The sequence below is a fragment of the bacterium genome (genome assembly GCA_030019025.1).
GTDB lineage: Bacteria > Hydrothermota > Hydrothermia > UBA1063 > UBA1063 > UBA1063.
Genome location: JASEFR010000034.1, coordinates 1 through 15,906 on the forward strand (window position 1 = coordinate 1; position 15,906 = coordinate 15,906).

At 40.1% G+C, this 15,906-nt stretch carries 15 protein-coding genes and 1 tRNA gene; 5 read left to right on the forward strand and 11 right to left on the reverse strand.

Going from position 1 to position 15,906, the window contains the following annotated elements; translation table 11 throughout:
* A partial coding sequence (locus tag QMD82_07810; protein ID MDI6851820.1) for a transglutaminase-like domain-containing protein occupies window positions 1-1,485 on the reverse strand: 1,485 nt, incomplete at its 3' end.
* 3 nt (window positions 1,486-1,488) lie between these two features.
* Window positions 1,489-2,655, reverse strand: coding sequence for a putative DNA modification/repair radical SAM protein (locus QMD82_07815; GenBank protein MDI6851821.1), 1,167 nt, complete (start codon window positions 2,653-2,655; stop codon window positions 1,489-1,491).
* A 94-nt stretch (window positions 2,656-2,749) separates the two neighbouring features.
* Between QMD82_07815 and bfr the strand changes: the two genes are divergently transcribed.
* A complete protein-coding gene (bfr, locus tag QMD82_07820; GenBank protein ID MDI6851822.1) occupies window positions 2,750-3,211 on the forward strand; it encodes a bacterioferritin in 462 nt (153 codons plus the stop codon).
* A 1,335-nt stretch (window positions 3,212-4,546) separates the two neighbouring features.
* Window positions 4,547-5,500 carry a lysylphosphatidylglycerol synthase transmembrane domain-containing protein gene (locus QMD82_07825; protein ID MDI6851823.1) on the forward strand — a complete coding sequence of 318 codons (954 nt, stop codon included), beginning with the start codon at window positions 4,547-4,549 and terminating at the stop codon, window positions 5,498-5,500.
* Here the strand turns inward: QMD82_07825 and QMD82_07830 are convergent.
* Entirely contained in the window at window positions 5,474-5,938 is a 465-nt protein-coding gene (locus QMD82_07830) for a regulatory protein RecX (protein ID MDI6851824.1), read from the reverse strand. The two genes, QMD82_07825 and QMD82_07830, sit on opposite strands and share 27 nt — an antisense overlap.
* Window positions 5,935-7,806, reverse strand: coding sequence for a tRNA uridine-5-carboxymethylaminomethyl(34) synthesis enzyme MnmG (gene mnmG / locus QMD82_07835; protein MDI6851825.1), 1,872 nt, complete (start codon window positions 7,804-7,806; stop codon window positions 5,935-5,937). Before mnmG ends, QMD82_07830 begins: the two co-directional genes overlap by 4 nt.
* A gap of 25 nt (window positions 7,807-7,831) precedes the next feature.
* On the opposite strand from mnmG, the gene QMD82_07840 reads away from it, so the two are divergent.
* Both QMD82_07840 and thiL read left to right on the forward strand, forming a co-directional pair.
* Window positions 7,832-9,028, forward strand: a complete 1,197-nt coding sequence (locus QMD82_07840) for an HD domain-containing protein (GenBank protein MDI6851826.1) — start codon at window positions 7,832-7,834, stop codon at window positions 9,026-9,028.
* Window positions 9,021-9,974, forward strand: a complete 954-nt coding sequence (gene thiL, locus QMD82_07845; protein ID MDI6851827.1) for a thiamine-phosphate kinase — start codon at window positions 9,021-9,023, stop codon at window positions 9,972-9,974. Before QMD82_07840 ends, thiL begins: the two co-directional genes overlap by 8 nt.
* On the opposite strand, the gene QMD82_07850 is transcribed toward thiL, so the two are convergent.
* The 7 genes from QMD82_07850 to QMD82_07880 form a co-directional block, all read right to left on the reverse strand.
* On the reverse strand, window positions 9,960-11,525 hold the full coding sequence (locus QMD82_07850) for a DHH family phosphoesterase (protein MDI6851828.1): 1,566 nt from the start codon (window positions 11,523-11,525) through the stop codon (window positions 9,960-9,962). The two genes, thiL and QMD82_07850, sit on opposite strands and share 15 nt — an antisense overlap.
* A gap of 21 nt (window positions 11,526-11,546) precedes the next feature.
* A tRNA-Gly gene (locus QMD82_07855) sits at window positions 11,547-11,619 on the reverse strand.
* A 6-nt stretch (window positions 11,620-11,625) separates the two neighbouring features.
* On the reverse strand, window positions 11,626-12,501 hold the full coding sequence (locus QMD82_07860) for a universal stress protein (GenBank protein MDI6851829.1): 876 nt from the start codon (window positions 12,499-12,501) through the stop codon (window positions 11,626-11,628).
* On the reverse strand, window positions 12,494-13,459 hold the full coding sequence (locus QMD82_07865) for a thiamine pyrophosphate-dependent enzyme (GenBank protein MDI6851830.1): 966 nt from the start codon (window positions 13,457-13,459) through the stop codon (window positions 12,494-12,496). Before QMD82_07865 ends, QMD82_07860 begins: the two co-directional genes overlap by 8 nt.
* 10 nt (window positions 13,460-13,469) lie before the next feature.
* Window positions 13,470-14,657, reverse strand: coding sequence for a pyruvate ferredoxin oxidoreductase (gene porA / locus QMD82_07870; GenBank protein ID MDI6851831.1), 1,188 nt, complete (start codon window positions 14,655-14,657; stop codon window positions 13,470-13,472).
* The gene (locus QMD82_07875) at window positions 14,658-14,957 is read right to left on the reverse strand and encodes a 4Fe-4S binding protein (GenBank protein MDI6851832.1); all 300 of its coding nucleotides are present in this window, start codon (window positions 14,955-14,957) and stop codon (window positions 14,658-14,660) included.
* Window positions 14,954-15,514 carry a 2-oxoacid:acceptor oxidoreductase family protein gene (locus tag QMD82_07880; protein MDI6851833.1) on the reverse strand — a complete coding sequence of 187 codons (561 nt, stop codon included), beginning with the start codon at window positions 15,512-15,514 and terminating at the stop codon, window positions 14,954-14,956. The genes QMD82_07875 and QMD82_07880 overlap by 4 nt, the downstream gene beginning before the upstream one ends.
* Before the next feature lie 152 nt (window positions 15,515-15,666).
* Here QMD82_07880 and QMD82_07885 point away from each other — a divergent pair.
* A partial coding sequence (locus tag QMD82_07885; protein MDI6851834.1) for a 2-oxoacid:acceptor oxidoreductase family protein occupies window positions 15,667-15,906 on the forward strand: 240 nt, incomplete at its 3' end.

Genomic DNA, 15,906 nt, shown 5'->3' on the forward strand with positions numbered 1-15,906 from the left:
TAGAAAAGCCCGGTCAAAGGTTTTTTCATCATAAATGGATCTAAATTTCTCAAATAAAGTCTTTCGGTAAAACCCAAATTCCTCATAGTAAACGCATGGGGGAATACAAAAACTATCCAAAAGGGGTTGTGGAGCCCTTGTCAGTTTCATTGCACTATCCACATAAGAAAATTCTTCATAAAGCCCTGCTGTATCAAGCATTACCAGGTCCTTTGATTCAAATCTGGATAAATAGTTCTTAAAAGACTCCCTTTTATCCCTGTGATTCCTATAGAAATTCCATAAAGTCTGCCAATTCCCCCTTGATTCGCTGAAAATTTTTATTAAAACGGTATCAAAAACTGAATCCACAAAGGGAAACTCCAGTTTTTTGAAATATCTCTTCCTTGCATGTTGTAGAGTTTCTAAATCTGGTAAATACCGGGCTCTATCCGTATCTGGCGACGTCCGCACCGTCCTTAACACAAACAGAGTGTCTATTTCTGAGTCTTTAACTAAATCCAGACTAACCTCAACGGTATCCTCCTCTGGCCTTAAAAAGTAGAAGGCCCTTCTACTGCCCTTTTGCGCGTAGAGCAGAAAATCCGTTCTTCCAAGGGTGAAAGTTCCCATTCCATTACTCAAACTGCAGGCATAAACAGGCACAAAGGCAGAATAATTCCAAACATTCACAGAAAAAGATACATCCTTTGCGGGACGACCGTTATCAAAAACTTTCACTTTCAAAACAAAGGGATTGGTATAATTCCTCGTCACATTCAACAAAGTATAATTCTTGTACTTTCTAAGCACTTCATCGGATGAACTTTTAACATTGCCAAAGGCTACCGCAAGTACTATTCCCGCCCTCTTTGAGGGTTCTCGGAACCAGGCAAAATTTAAGTCCGTTGGTTCCGCAGAGCCAAGGAATTTCCATCCCTCTTCAGTCCAAACTTCCACCCATGCATGGTTAGACTCGGTAAATGGCCACCAGGGTGTGTAAACGTAGCGAACGGGAATCCCCACTGTTCTAAGGGCTTTCATAAAAAGGATTGTCATTTCCTCGCATCTTCCAAAACCTCTTTTAAGGGTAGCCGTTGCTGATTGATCCCATGGTGCAGTAGGTTTATATTCCATGTGAGTAAAACACCACTCGTTTATTTTGAGTATCGCCTCCTTCATGTTTTCGCAATCCTTTACCAGATTATATAGTGTATCTTTATAGAGCCAGGTAAAATTCTCGAGGGGCTCCTGAGAAACTCTCGGTGGAATTACATAGTGGTATATTAGCTCATCAGATAATGTCTTGCCCCATGGGAGCCTTTCCATATTTATTTTTATTGCCAGGAAGTGCTTTAAGAAGTTTTCCTCATTAAAGTTAATTCTATCAACAGGGGTGGAATAATCCCAGACAAACTTAGCCCACTCCCCTACTCCCACTTCATATGCTTTGTCTATAAGCGGATTACTTTGCATCCCGATCAATAAATAAATCAATATCTTCATGATCTAAACCTCCTGCGTCTCGCCAAGAAAAAGCTCGCCTTGCAAGGCAGACTTTCCAAGCTTTTTACCCTTAATAGCTATGTAGGGAAGCGCCTTCCTCAAATTTGGATAAAATTTTAGAGCATTTAATATTTGGTATGTTGAGAGGGCTTTCCTTTTCTTTAAAATCCATCTCGCTGTTCTCGGCCCAATTCCAGGAACTCTTAAAAGTTTGAAGTAATCAGCCTTGGTTAACTCTACTGGGAAAAATTCTGGATGTTGTAAAGCCCATAACTCTTTCGGATCCTTTGTGAGGCTCAGAAAACCTCTAATATCAAAATTGAGCTCACTTAAGGTAAATCCGTACTTCCTTATTAAGTAATCTGCCTGATACAGCCTCACTTCCCGCACCAAATTTGTAGGAGGTTTGTTCTGTAGAGGAGTTTTAGGTATAGGTTGGAAAGCACTGTAATAAGCTCTTGAAAGTCTCAGTTTCCGATAGAGTCTATCCACCGTTTGCAAAATTTCAAAATCAGTTTCTTCGGCAACCCCAACAACAAACTGCGTTGTAAATCCGTCCTTCAGTATGTCCCGTTGGCTCTCTTTGATTATTGAAATCCTATTAAGTTTTTCCAGCAAATCATTAGCAAGTTCCTTTTTTGAAGAAACCTTCCTTAAATAAGCATCGTTAGGAACTTCCAGATTGACGGAAACCCGTGAAGCTAACCTCACAGCTTCTTCAACGGTCTGAAGCGAAACGCCGGGTAAAATTTTAAGATGCACATAACCTTTAAAATGATACTTTTTTCTCAAAAGCCACACTGTATCAATTAGTTCCCTCATGGTCCTCTCAGGATTTCCCTTTACCCCCGACGAAAGAAATAAACCATTAACTAAACCTCTCTGATAAAGATTTACGAAAATTTCTGCAAGTTCTTCCGAAGTAAAGGATACCCTTCTCACGTCCATAAATTTGGAAATTGAACAGTAAGCGCAGTCATTCTCACAGTAGTTTGAAAGTAAAACCTTTAGGAGGCGAACTCTTCTCCCATCAGGTAAGAGCTCGGGATAAATCCATCGAGTATGATAAAGATCCTTAATTCTCCTTACTTCTTTTGAAAGGAAACAATCACCGCATAAATCGTATCTGGCTGATTCTATAAGCAACTTGATTTTGGACACCCGATCCATGTTGTTATCAATATATTAATCCCGAAAGCCAGTTTTTAAAACCCTTGCAAATCCAATGCTCAATCTTTAAACTTATGTTAGAAAGGAGGTAAAAATGAAGGGAAATGAAAAAATACTGGAAGTGCTAAATGACCTATTGGCCGATGAAATTACGGCAATAAATCAGTATATTGTGCATGCTGAAATGTGTGAAAGCTGGGGATACGAAAAGCTTAACAAAATGATAGAAGACAGGGCAAAGGTTGAGATGAAACACATGGAAATGCTTATAAAAAGAATTCTTTTCCTGGAAGGTGATCCAACAGTTACTAAGCTAAAAAAGATTACCATTGGTTCTACTGTTGAAGAAATGTTCAAAAATGACTGGCAAGCCGAGTATGATGCCATTGAGGCTTACAACAAAGCAATCAAGCTGTGTACCGAACTCGGAGATAATGGAACGAAGACACTTCTTGAATCTATACTTAGAGATGAAGAGGGTCACATTGATGAAATAGAGGAACAACTTGACCAGATAAAGCAGATGGGCATTCAGAACTACCTGGCTAAGCAGTAAAAAATTTTCCAAAGCATTGGCATCAAAAGCATTTGTGAAAAGGCCACTTGTAGAATGAGTAATTTATTTTAACTCACTAAAATAAATATGGCTGGTATCTCCAAGTCCAGTCGCATTGATAGGTATTCTATACCTAACCGCCTTAGTAATTATACTATTACTGGTGATATGATAGCTTTCGTTGTTTTCTCCGTCAGTTAGCACAAGGATTGCATGGTCATAACCACACTCTCTCCTATTATATAGACAATCAAGGAGATACCAATGTGACAAATAGAGAGGAGTGGTGGCGCTATCAGCTGCAGCAAAAAGCTCGACGGTGTCTAAAACTTAAACAAAGTCCAGCAAAACTTTCATATAATAATCATCTATACCATCTCAATTTTCATCCTCATAACTACCTGCGAAATCAAAAATCCCTGCCTAATGCGAATTATCATATGATAAGAGCAGTCTGATAAACTCCTTCTAAGCTGAAGCCCTCATCCGATTCGGATCGTCGTCACTCATACTACCGCTGGAATCAAGTGGGAAAACAAACTTCAATTTTCCTTTAGAGCTTGGCTGGAAATATGTCAAATCAACAAAGTTGGACCTTATAAGATCCCCCCGGTGGTATAACTGAATCGAGAACAACCTGCACCTGATTTTCCGAAAGTCTTATTACACTCTTTAGCCCTATAGTTAAATCCTATAACGCAGAATTTAACCTTGAGGCTTTTAAAATTATAAGCGGAGTCAAAATTCCGGCGTCCCTAAAATAATCTGCCGGAAGTGTTCCCCCTTCATAAAATTTATTTAATCCAAAAGTAAAGAGGGAGACTTCCGGACACAGCCTATAATTTCATAAATCTAAGGAAGGTCCATTCAAGTTAGGAGCTGGCTTGTCAGGTGGAAGCGGGCGGGAAAATAAAGATAGACATAGAGCATCACTATAGTAAAGGCTGAACTAAACAGACATCTTCGCTATTAGCCACAGCCTGAAAGGTCAAGGTACTTCTAAGAAACAGTGCGGATCCCCATTTGACACAGCAACAAAAGGTTTATAAAAATCATCTATCATCAGAATTTAAAGGGTTTGAAAACAAACCTAAAAGCAGTAAGTAAATGCAGCTGAAAATCTAAATACGAAAGTACTGGACAAGACCTCAACACAAAAGGAGTTTAAAACAAAAATCAGCAAAATAGTTTTAATTCTCTGGAGAAATCACCTTTCAAATAAATAGAAATAGTTTCATGGTGCTTCTGCAAAATCCCTCAGCGAGCTACACTACACCTCAACTTTTCTGCCAAGCATTCTTTGTAATGCCGACACTTTGAGGGTATAATATCCACGTGAAAATTCCAGGCTTGACAAAGAAGAACTTGATAATCTCAATAAGTCTTATAGTTCTTGTTTTGCTTGCTGTTCTTTTGAAAACTACCTCAAAAGAAACTTTTTACGCTTTAAAAAGCGCAAAGTTCTCCTACTTGCTCCTTGCCTTGCTATCATGGATTTCGTACGTGGTATTTGATGGACTGAGATTCACCCTCGCCAGTTATAGCATAGGTGAGCACAAAATGGACCTAATTACTGCAATTAAAGTAATAACCATAGGAATTTTTTTGGCAGCTGTCTCCCCTTTTCAGGTTGCCGGCCTTCCCGTTCAAATCATGCTTTTAAACAAAAAGAAAATTGGATTAGGAAGGTCAACAGCGCTCTTAGCCGCTCGTGGATTTATTGGCTATTCAACAATTTTAATTGCTGTATTAATCTCATTAAAGTATATATGGCCCCCACCATCTGGAGTTGTTAGGGGAATTATTGTCTATGCCACAATCCTTGTTGTGGGTATCCTTCTTCTCTACTCCGTTGCATTGTTTTTACCAAACCTGGTAAAGAAAATTTTAAAAAGCGAACGAATAGTTAAAGAGATCTTTTCCCTCAGAGAAACCACAATTGCCTTTGTTAAAAATTCCAATAAAAAAATACTTTTTTTAGCAATGCTTTCATCCTTTGCTACTCATCTTTCCATCTGTTTAATACCTTTTTTCCTCTCTTACTCATTTAACTCCCCTATTGACTTTGGGCGAGCCTTTTCATTCCAATCCTTAATTCAGGGAGGCCTTTTATGGACACCCACACCGGGCGGAACGGGGATAGCCGAAAGCGTTGGTCTATTCATATTCAAAGACTACATGGATAAAGAAATTCTTGGCGTATTTGTCATAATTTGGAGATTTTTCACCCATCACTTCGCAGCTACCGTTGGCGCTATCTTTTTACTCAGAGAACTCCGAGAAATCTAATTCAAACCCATATTTTCTCAAAAAATCGAAGGTCTCTTGAGCACTATATCCGAGATACGCAAATTTATTTACGATTCGTCTTAGAGTTTTTTTGTCCACTTTCTTGAGGCCACCGGTAAATTTTTCCACTACTTTAACTAAGGTCTCCTCATTAACTTCTAATGCTTGCAAAGTCTCATTAACCACTCCATCACCCACACCCAAATTTCTTAAAATTCTCCCTATCTTTCTCGGGGAAACGCCTTTAGAATGGTATTTCTCTGCAAGTTCCTCTGCAAGAAGATGCTCATTTAAATACCCCTTTTCTTTCAGAAAATATACGGTAGATTCAATTTCTTTCTCGCTGAATCCCTTCTGCTTCATCCTCATCCTGAGTTCTTTCTCCGTTCTAAAGCGGAACTTTAAAAGGGTAAAGGCATATTTTAAAGGGTCTCTCATTTCTTCTTAGCCTTCAAATTTTCAAAATAGTAGTATAAAACCATGATATCCGACGGGTTGACACCAGAAATTCTTGAGGCCTGAGCAAGATTTTGTGGTCTTATGGTTTTCAATTTAGATAAAGCCTCCTTTGAAATTCCCGGAATTTGATCGTAATCAAAATCTTCCGGAATTTTAAACCTTTCAAGTTCTCGAAACCTTTCAATTTCCTTTTCCATTCGCTTAATATATCCCTCATATTTAATTTCCGTTTCCACCCTCTCCTTAATGTAAAAAGGATAATCCTCAACAATACCCAGTTTTACAAGGTCATCAAAATTATATTCTGGCCTTTTTAACAATTCATAAGCGGATAAAGAACTTTCTAAACCGGGTTTTCCAATACTCTCAAGCTTTTGATTAAATTCTCTTTGCCTTAAAGCAATATTCTTCAGCCTTTCTATTAAACCCAGCCAAGTTTCTCTCTGTTTTAAAAACTGCTGATAATCAAAATCCTTGATAAGTCCCAAATTGTAACCGTATTTCATGAGCCTATCGCAGGCATTATCCATCCTTAATACCAACCTAAATTCAGCGCGGGAAGTGAAAAGCCTGTAAGGCTCTTCAGTCCCTTTCGTTACAAGATCGTCTATCAAAACACCAATATAAGCTTGGGACCTTGAAAGGACGAAATCTTTACCATCTATTTTTAAAAGCGCATTAATTCCAGCCATTATACCCTGTGCCGCCGCTTCTTCATAGCCAGATGTTCCATTAATCTGACCTGCGAAGAAGAGATTTTCTATAAGTTTGGACTCCAACGTAGGATAAAGTTGATGAGGTAAAACGTAATCGTATTCTATTGCGTAACCCCATCTCAGAACCTTAACGTTCTCAAGGCCGGGAATACTCCTCAACATCCTCAATTGATACTCAACGGGTATTGATGTAGAAACTCCATTTAAATAGTACTCAAAGGTGTCTCTTCCGTCTGGTTCAAGTATTACCCTGTGTGACTCGCGTTCAGCAAATTGAACCACCTTAACCTCAATGGATGGGCAATATCTTGGACCTATACCAACAATTTTCCCGGTGTATAAAGGTGAAAAGGCTAAGGACTCCATTATTATTTTGTGAGTTTCAGGTGTAGTTCTTGTAACATAACATGGTAACTGTTCAATTTCAAGTATCGGGTTTCTAAAGGAAAAACCTCGAGGTGGGTTATCACCTTCCTGAATTTCCATCTTTGAGAGATCTACGCTTCTAATATCAATTCTTGGAGATGTTCCTGTCTTAAATCTGCCAAGCTTAAATCCAAGATTTCTCAAATTCTTTGAAAGTTCAACGGAGGGAAATTCCCCCGCTCTTCCTGCGGCGAAAGAAACAAGTCCTATATGTATTATGCCATTCAAAAAGGTTCCAGTGGTCACAACAACAGAATGGGCATAGTATTCCATTCCCGATTTTGTTTTGACGCCTTTGACTTTTCTTCCTTCTACAAGAATCTCAATAACCTCGTCCTGCACTATTGTAATATTCTTTTCATTCTCCAGGACGGCTCTCATTCTTTCCCTGTATTTTTTCCTGTCGTTCTGACTTCTTAATGACCAGACTGCAGGGCCCTTGGAGGTATTAAGAAGTTTTACCTGAATTGCGGTTTCATCCGCAGCAACACCAATTTCTCCACCCAGTGCATCCACCTCTTTTACCAGATGCGACTTGGCAAGTCCACCTATGGATGGGTTACAGGACATCTGTCCAATCTGGTCAATATTTATTGTGATAACCAAAACCCTTCCACCCATTCTTGCAGCAGCAAGAGCAGCTTCAATACCTGCATGCCCCGCTCCAACAACAATCACATCATACTTTTCTTTTAAAATTTCCATTAGTGATAATGATAAAATCTCTAATTTGAACAGCCAAACTATTTCCGTTAGATTTATGCATATGAATGACTATGGAATTTATAAGATTCTGTATGAAATAGGAATATCGCTCTCGTCTCAACCAGACACTAACAAGCTTTTGGAAAAAATAGTGGACGAAGCGATAGAACTCGCAAAATGCGATGACGGAACAATATACATACTAAAGGATGATTACCTTGTCTTTAAGGTTTCAAAAAACAGAGTATTAAAACAACAATCTTTGGCTGACGACATTCTTGACATATTTTCGGTTAAAAAAATTCCACTGTCAAAAAACAGCTTGTCTGGGTATTCGGCTTTATCAAAAGAGATATTGCATTTCCCGGACAGAAAAAGCGCACACGAAAAGGGATTTTCTTTTGATATGGTTGCCCTTTCTGGAATCGATTACATCGTAGAATCTTCACTCACGATGCCCCTGGTTGCCTCCAATGGAGATGTAGTTGGAGTCTTACAACTGGTGAATGCAAGAGAAGACGACAAAATAGTCCCTTTTAAAGAAGAAACAATAGAATTGATGAAATTTTTTGCCTCTCAAGCAGCAGCAGCTATACAGAACGCCAAGCTTATGGAAGAGCTGAAAGAGCTTCAATTAGAATCAATATACATGCTATTAACCGCTACAGAATTCAAGGATAAAGTGACAGGTGATCACATAAAAAGAATCTCTAAAGTATCTTTTTTAATTGCGAGGACGCTAAATACATCTCGCGAATTTTCTGAGTTGATTTTGTACGCAAGTCCTATGCACGATATAGGAAAAGTGGCAATCCCGGATTATATTCTTAACAAACCTGATCGTCTGAACCCAAAAGAATGGGAACTAATGAAAAAACATACCATTTTCGGTGCACAAATAATTGGAGAATCAAAATATCCACTTTTCAAAATGGCTAAAAATATAGCTCTATACCACCATGAGCGCTTTGACGGGAACGGTTACCCTTACGGACTTACTGGTGATAAAATTCCGCTGGAAGCAAAAATTGTCCAGGTCGCAGATGTATTTGACGCTCTGGTCTCCGATAGGCCTTACAAATCTGCCTGGTCTTTTCATGACGCAGCCGAATACATAAATGATATGAAGGGTGAGCAATTTGATCCTGATGTTGCAAAGGCCTTTTTAGACAAGTTAGAATTAATATTTAAACTTTATCAAAAGTCAGAAAAAAATGAATGAGGACGAACTACTCAAGATTCTCTCAAAGTATTGGGGAAGAGAAGATAATTTAATTATACCCAACGGTGACGATACCCTCGCCATCTCGGCTTACGGTGACCTTGCTTATCTGGTTACAGTAGATACAAGCTTAGAAAATGTCCACTTTACAAAGGAAATTCTCACCTTTGAGGAAATAGGATACAGAGCGGTAGCAGGAGCACTATCAGATATTGCTGCAATGGGAGGAGAACCGGTTACTATCCTCATAGACCTTGAAATACCTGAACCACAGCTGGAAAGCATCAAGTCAATCTACGATGGGATAAAAATTTTACAAGATGAATTCTTTTTTTCCATAGGCGGTGGCAATATTGTTCATGGAACCCGTTGGAGGCTTACGACCACTGTTTTGGGGATTGTGAGACGAGATTACATTTTGAGAAGGAATAACTTTAGACCCGGTGATAAAGTATATATCACCGGAGACATTGGCAGAGTCTACTATTTTTTCAGAGAACTTAAAAACTTTCACAAAGATCAGGTAATCTTCAAAAAGCTGAGAGAAAAAGTTGCGCATCCGGTACCCCGAATTAAGGAAATTCAAGAATTAAAATCCAAGTATGATCTCGGTGGTGCAATAGACATCTCTGATGGACTTGGAATCGACCTTAAAAGAGTAGCGGAGGCATCAAAAGTTAATATTGTAATAGATTTAGAGAACATTCCATACGTAGAAGAACTTAACTATTTCAAAAATCAGGAAGACTTTTACTTTGCTCTTGTTTCCAGCGGTGAAGAATATGAAGTCTGTTTCTCGTCGAAGGACGAGATAGAATTTCCGGGCGTTGCAAAAATTGGGGAAGTTCTCGAAGGACCAGGAAAGGTCTTTGGAAAGTTAGAAAATCAACTTTTCGAGATTTCAGGCCTTGGATACGATCACATTAAAAAATTAAGCGCGCACTAATTTATCCACTCTGAATCCATTTGATGAAGTGACTAAAAGAACTTTTACTTCCACATCGTCATAGTATAGGTCAAGAAGATTTTCAGGGTCAATAACAGGGTACTTTTTAACCGATTCTCTAAGTTCGCCAATCTTAACCGAATTGAAGAGTGCCCTAACCTCAACGCCCACACTACCAAGCCTATGTAGCTCTTCCAGTTTGCTATCTTCAACTCTATTGTAAGAAATATCATAGAAAAGATCTACATTTTCAAAAGGATGGAGCTTAAAATAATTTTCAATCTGCTCAAAAAGCTCAGGAATGTCTCGCTCATACATGCTGAAACCACTGGCTGGCTTGTGACCGCCGTAATCAATAAAGAGGTCACTTAAATAGTTTAGCATATCAAGGGAATTGAAACCATAGGGAACTCTAACTTCTGCCACGACTATACCATCTTCTCTTCGTCCCATCACAATAACAGGCACATTAAAGGCATCTTTCAGTTGACTTGCTACATATCCAATATATTGAGGCTCTGCATCCTTAAGGTCTATGGCAATGTAATCTCTAACTACCTTAATCAAACTTTTTGCTTTTTCCAAATATGCCTGAGCCTTCGATTGCCAATTGGTGGATGCTTCCCAAAGAGGCCTAAGAATCTCTTCAGCGGAAGCAACATCTTCAGATAGCAACAGTTGTACCCCTGCGTTTTCACCATTCACAGACTTTCCCGAGGAAACTATAGGAATAAGTTCCTCAATCGTGGGTCTCTCATTAGAATACCCATTCTGCCTACGAATCTCTTCAAAAGCCTTGACGAAATTCATTCTATACCATTCGTATGCCCTCTTGCCTTCTTCATAGAAAATCCTGTTTTCGCAAAAGAGGGGAACCCGATCCGCCAGCGTCCCTATCGCAGCAAAGATGAAAAGTTCTGGTATCTCTTCTTTAATACGATCTAAATCCCAACCAAATTTTAAGGAAAGAAGTTCCCACGCTACTTTAAAGGCAACACCACATCCCGCGAGGTAAGGGAAGGAATCACCGCCGATCTTAGGGTTTACTACAAGAGCTTTGGGAAGAGACTCTTTCACTTCGTGGTGATCTGTCACTATAACATCTATACCCTGCTCCTTGCAATACTCGACGCCTTCAAAACATGAAGTACACGAATCAACAGTAATTAAAAGCGTAGGGTTGTATTTTCCCTTTATGTAATCAATCGCTGACTTTGTTAGTCCGTACGCTTCGTTTTTCTTTGACGGGATGTAATGATATGGGTTTGATCCAAGAACTTTTAAAGTTTTTATCATAATTGCCGTTGAAGTTATACCATCTGCGTCTTCATGTCCAAAAATCAAAATACTTTCGCCTTTGCCTACAGCTTTCAATATTCTCTCAACGGCAGGAATTAAATCGGGAAGGGTCGATGGTGGTTGCAAATTGTCAAGCACTGGATTAAACGTTGCCTCAGCAAGATCAAGATTCCTTACACCCTTTTCTACAAGAACTTTTGCTAATTCTGGCGAGATTTTGTATTTCTGAGAAATTTCCTCAATAAGACTCAAGACTATCCTCCATCAGAAGAGAGCGGGTGACGGGACTCGAACCCGCGACCCTCAGCTTGGGAAGCTGATGCTCTACCAACTGAGCTACACCCGCTTAACATTAATCATCTAATTTGGTTTGGCAAATTAATACCGGCTTCTTCGTTAACTTCACAACCTTCGCTGAAACAGAGCCCAAGAACGCCTTCTCCATCCAGCTCTTTTCTTCCCGTGTGAGTATTATTAAATTATATTTTCCCTTATCCGCAAAATCAACAATCTCAATTCCCGCGTCCGCACCTTCTATCACAGAATAGCTGATACCTTTCCCTTCATATTCTGATATCAGCCTTTTTTCCAGATTCTTCTTTACCTGTTCAAGATCACCCAGCAGCCATGTCGCCCCATGCTCAACATATGGTAGAGGATACAGTTCAAAAACATTCAAAACCGTCATTTCAACATTAAATTCTTTCTTGAACTTAAGGGCAAACTCCTTAAAAGCCTTTTTTGAAACCTCAGAAAAGTCAGCAGCAAAAAGTACCTTTTTCAGTGTAAACTTGGCTCTTGATTCTTTTACGACGAGACAATTCGTTTTAACACCCTTTACAATAGTGTAGGATGTGTTTGCAATTTGGACCTTTTTAGCAGGGATCCCTACCACAACGAGGTCATACCCTTTCGAAGACTCCTCTATCACTGCCTGCGCTGGTTCTCCTTCAAGGAAGATAGACTTCACGGAAATTCCTTTTTTACTTAAGGATTCTGCCATTTTCTCCAGTTCTGAGGCTGCCCTTTCCCGAAGTTCCTCTACCTGCATCTCGAGAGACTTCACCCTCTCTGGAACATCGTAAAAAATGACCATTTCTCTAATTTTTGATGGGAAAACATGAATTAGTACTATCTGGTTTTTTCCACGTGTCAGCTCAATAGCATAATTTAAAGCAGTGTGTGAAGCGGGGCTGAAATCTACGGGGACCAACACCTTCTTAAACATTTTCAGTTACCCCATCTATTTCCCTTCTCTTTTCCATAAATTCAAGGAACTTCCATCTTTCCTGTATGAATCTCTTCAGTTCCTCTATTGCTTCAGGATAGTTGAGCAGATGAGCAAACCTTGCTTGCGATTTTAAAAATTCCTCAATTGGAACGGGATTTCTTGGCCTATAATTAATTTTATAATATCCGTTCTCAACTTCATACAGCGGCCAAAAACCTGACTCAACAGCAATTTTTGCAACTTCAATACTCTTGTTCTCGGGGTACCCCCAACCCGGAACACAGGGAGAATAAACCGCTATGAAAGTTGGTCCTTCGATAGAGAGAGCCTTTCTCACCTTTTTTACATAATCATTCCAATGGCTAACCGACGCCTGCGCAGCATAAGGTATGCCGTGAGCAGCCATTATATCTACAATGGGTTTTTTATGCTGTAATTTACCGTGCAAAACTTTTCCTGCTGGCGAGGTTGTAGTGCTTGCGCCATAAGGCGTTGAACTTGACCGCTGTATTCCTGTATTCATATATCCCTCGTTGTCATAAAGAATGTAAAGAAAATTATGGCCCCTTTCGGCCGCTCCAGAGAGGGACTGAAGACCGATATCATAGGTGCCACCGTCACCGCCAAAGGCAATAAACTTTATTTTCTTATCAGCTGGAACCACCCCTTTTCTCACCAGTGCCTTGTAGGCTGCTTCTACACCGGAAATTGTTGCAGCAGCATTTTCAAAAGCATTATGAATCCAAGGCACAGGCCACGCTCCAAAGGGGAATATCGAGGTTGTAACTTCCATACAGCCAGTCGCATTGGCCACGACAACAGGGTAATCAGATGCGCTCAGAGTCATTCTTACGACCGCAGGGAAAGGACAACCTGCACAGGCTCTGTGACCCGGTGCAAGGCTTTTATTTCTCCTGGCAAGCTCTTTTAAACTTAAAGAGAAACTGTCTGCCATCTTTTTCCTCCTATTCTCTTACGCCAACATACTCAACAAAATCTAAAGTCTTACCTTCTTTAAGTTCCTTTACGCGATTAACAATGTAAAGTGCATCGCTAAGCGGAAAATCCCTGCCTCCCAGCCCAAAGACAAAATTCATAATTCTTGGACGTGTGTCAAGGTCATAAAGTGCAGACCTTACCTCATTGAAAACCGGCCCTCCCATTGTGCTCACAGAATCCGACCTGTCCATCACACCGATCGCTTTGACATTCTTAAAGAATTCCTGAAGCACTTCATAAGGGAATGGTCTGAACACTTTCAATCTGACCAGGCCAACCTTTTCGCCCTTTTCTCTCATTACATCTACAGCCTCCTTCATTGTACCAGCTGCAGAACTCATTGAGAGAATCGCATATTCCGCGTCTTCCATTCTGTAAGCCTCAGCAAAAACGGGAAAATCAAAACCAAAACGCTTGTTGTAATCAGTAATAACCTCTTCAATAACATCCTTTGCCTTTTTCATCGCTTCGATCTGCTGCCGCTTGTGTTCAAAGTAGTAATCTGTGAGATCAAGTGGACCTACCATTATAGGATTTTCATAATCGAGGACATTGTACAGTGGCTTCCGTTTTCCCAGATATTGCCTCACTACATCGGTCTCAAGGGTCTCCACAACCTCCATTCCATGACTTATTATGAAACCATCAAGCGTTACCATAACAGGGAGATTTATCGTCTCAGCAATTTTTACAGCCTGAATCAGGGAATGATATCCTTCATTTGCATTCTCACAGTAAATTTGTATCCATCCAGAATCTCTCGATCCCATGGTATCAGAGTGATCACAGTGAATATTAATGGGTGCGGAAAGAGCCCTGTTAACTTCCGCAAGAACTATAGGCAGTCTAAGAGCTGACGCTATATAAAGCACCTCGTGCATAAGCGCCAGCCCCTGTGAAGATGTTCCTGTCATAACCCTTGCACCTGCCGTCGCAGCGCCTATGCAGGCAGACATAGCAGAATGTTCAGATTCTACCGCGACAAATTCAGTATCTACCTCACCATCAGCTACATACTTTGAGAAGATTTGCACAATTTCAGTTGCTGGCGTAATAGGATAAGCTGCAACAACATCGGGATTGATTTGCTTCATTGCAAATGCAAAAGCCTCATTCCCGGTTAAAGCCTGCTTTACTTTCAAAGTTTCAGACATTTAAAACTCCTCCTTTTCCATATGTATCGCTTTTATTTTCGGTGGACAAACTTCAGCACAAATTCCGCAGCCTTTACAATAGTCATAGTTAATTCCCGAAACCTTCGGCTCACCATTAACTTCCTTCAAAATTATTGAAGAATCCGGGCAATACAACCAGCACAAGAAGCAATTCGTGCATTTATTGGGATCCCAGACAGGCTTTTGGGTTCTCCAACTCCCTGTTTTAAACTCCTGGGATGTGGGAACTTTTTCTATAATTGCGCCTTCAGGTAATTCTTTCCATCCTTTCTTTTTCATAAACCCTTAACCTCCTGGTAGGCCTTGTGAATGGCCTTTATATTGCCTTCAACCACATGGGGTTTATACTTCATCTTTAGCCTTGATTCAACAGCCTCAACGAATTTTTCAAAATCCATAAGATTCAAAACACGAATCAAAGCGCCGAGCATCGGTGTATTAGGAAGATTACGCCCGAGAATTTCTTCAGATATACCTGAAGCATCCACAGTGTAAACTTTACCCGGAAGCCCATATTTTTCTTTAATGGCTTTAGGATCTAAGGAAGAATTTACAATGAACACTGTACTCTCATCTACCCCTTCTTTAACTTGGTCGGTGGTAAGCAAAGTGGGATCCAGAACACATACAGCATCGGGATTTTCGACACCATAGTGTATTCTAATCGGCTTATCATCAATACGATTATAGGCAGTAACCGGGGCTCCCCTCCTTTCTGGCCCATACTCGGGGAAAGCCTGAACATACATACCCGAATGCATCATAGCTTCCCCGAAAAGCAAAGCAGCTGTCTTTGCACCTAATCCACCTCTTCCGTGCCATCTAATCTCTACCATATCCAACTCCTCTGTTTCTTATTGAGATTATAAACCCACAAACCTGAAAAATAAACCCAAGTATGATTCTTACTTACATTAAGCATTTAGCCTTGATTAATTGAACACACAAAATTTTAGGATTAAACTATTTTTAAACCAAGGAGGTTTCGATGGTTGAGATACGTACCCATGGAAGGGGTGGACAAGGAGCTGTTATAGCTTCAAAAATCATCGCTGATGCTGCCTTTAAAGTAGGTAAATATGCCCAATCCTTTCCTCAGTTTGGCGTAGAGCGAAGAGGCGCCCCGGTTGTAGCCTTTACAAGGATCGCAGAAAAAGAGGATGAACTGCCAGTTCGTTCAAATATCTATGAGCCAGATCACCTTATCATTCTCGACCCTACTCTTTTG

What these genes read in the sequence shown, in the direction of transcription:
- QMD82_07865 (MDI6851830.1), bottom strand. Translation starts at nt 13,459, where the DNA reads ATGGCAGACAGTTTCTCTTTAAGTTTAAAAGAGCTTGCCAGGAGAAAT.
- bfr (MDI6851822.1), top strand. Translation starts at nt 2,750, where the DNA reads ATGAAGGGAAATGAAAAAATACTGGAAGTGCTAAATGACCTATTGGCC.
- mnmG (MDI6851825.1), bottom strand. Translation starts at nt 7,806, where the DNA reads ATGGAAATTTTAAAAGAAAAGTATGATGTGATTGTTGTTGGAGCGGGG.
- QMD82_07875 (MDI6851832.1), bottom strand. Translation starts at nt 14,957, where the DNA reads ATGAAAAAGAAAGGATGGAAAGAATTACCTGAAGGCGCAATTATAGAA.
- thiL (MDI6851827.1), top strand. Translation starts at nt 9,021, where the DNA reads ATGAATGAGGACGAACTACTCAAGATTCTCTCAAAGTATTGGGGAAGA.
- QMD82_07815 (MDI6851821.1), bottom strand. Translation starts at nt 2,655, where the DNA reads ATGGATCGGGTGTCCAAAATCAAGTTGCTTATAGAATCAGCCAGATAC.
- porA (MDI6851831.1), bottom strand. Translation starts at nt 14,657, where the DNA reads ATGTCTGAAACTTTGAAAGTAAAGCAGGCTTTAACCGGGAATGAGGCT.
- QMD82_07860 (MDI6851829.1), bottom strand. Translation starts at nt 12,501, where the DNA reads ATGTTTAAGAAGGTGTTGGTCCCCGTAGATTTCAGCCCCGCTTCACAC.
- QMD82_07880 (MDI6851833.1), bottom strand. Translation starts at nt 15,514, where the DNA reads ATGGTAGAGATTAGATGGCACGGAAGAGGTGGATTAGGTGCAAAGACA.
- QMD82_07830 (MDI6851824.1), bottom strand. Translation starts at nt 5,938, where the DNA reads ATGAGAGACCCTTTAAAATATGCCTTTACCCTTTTAAAGTTCCGCTTT.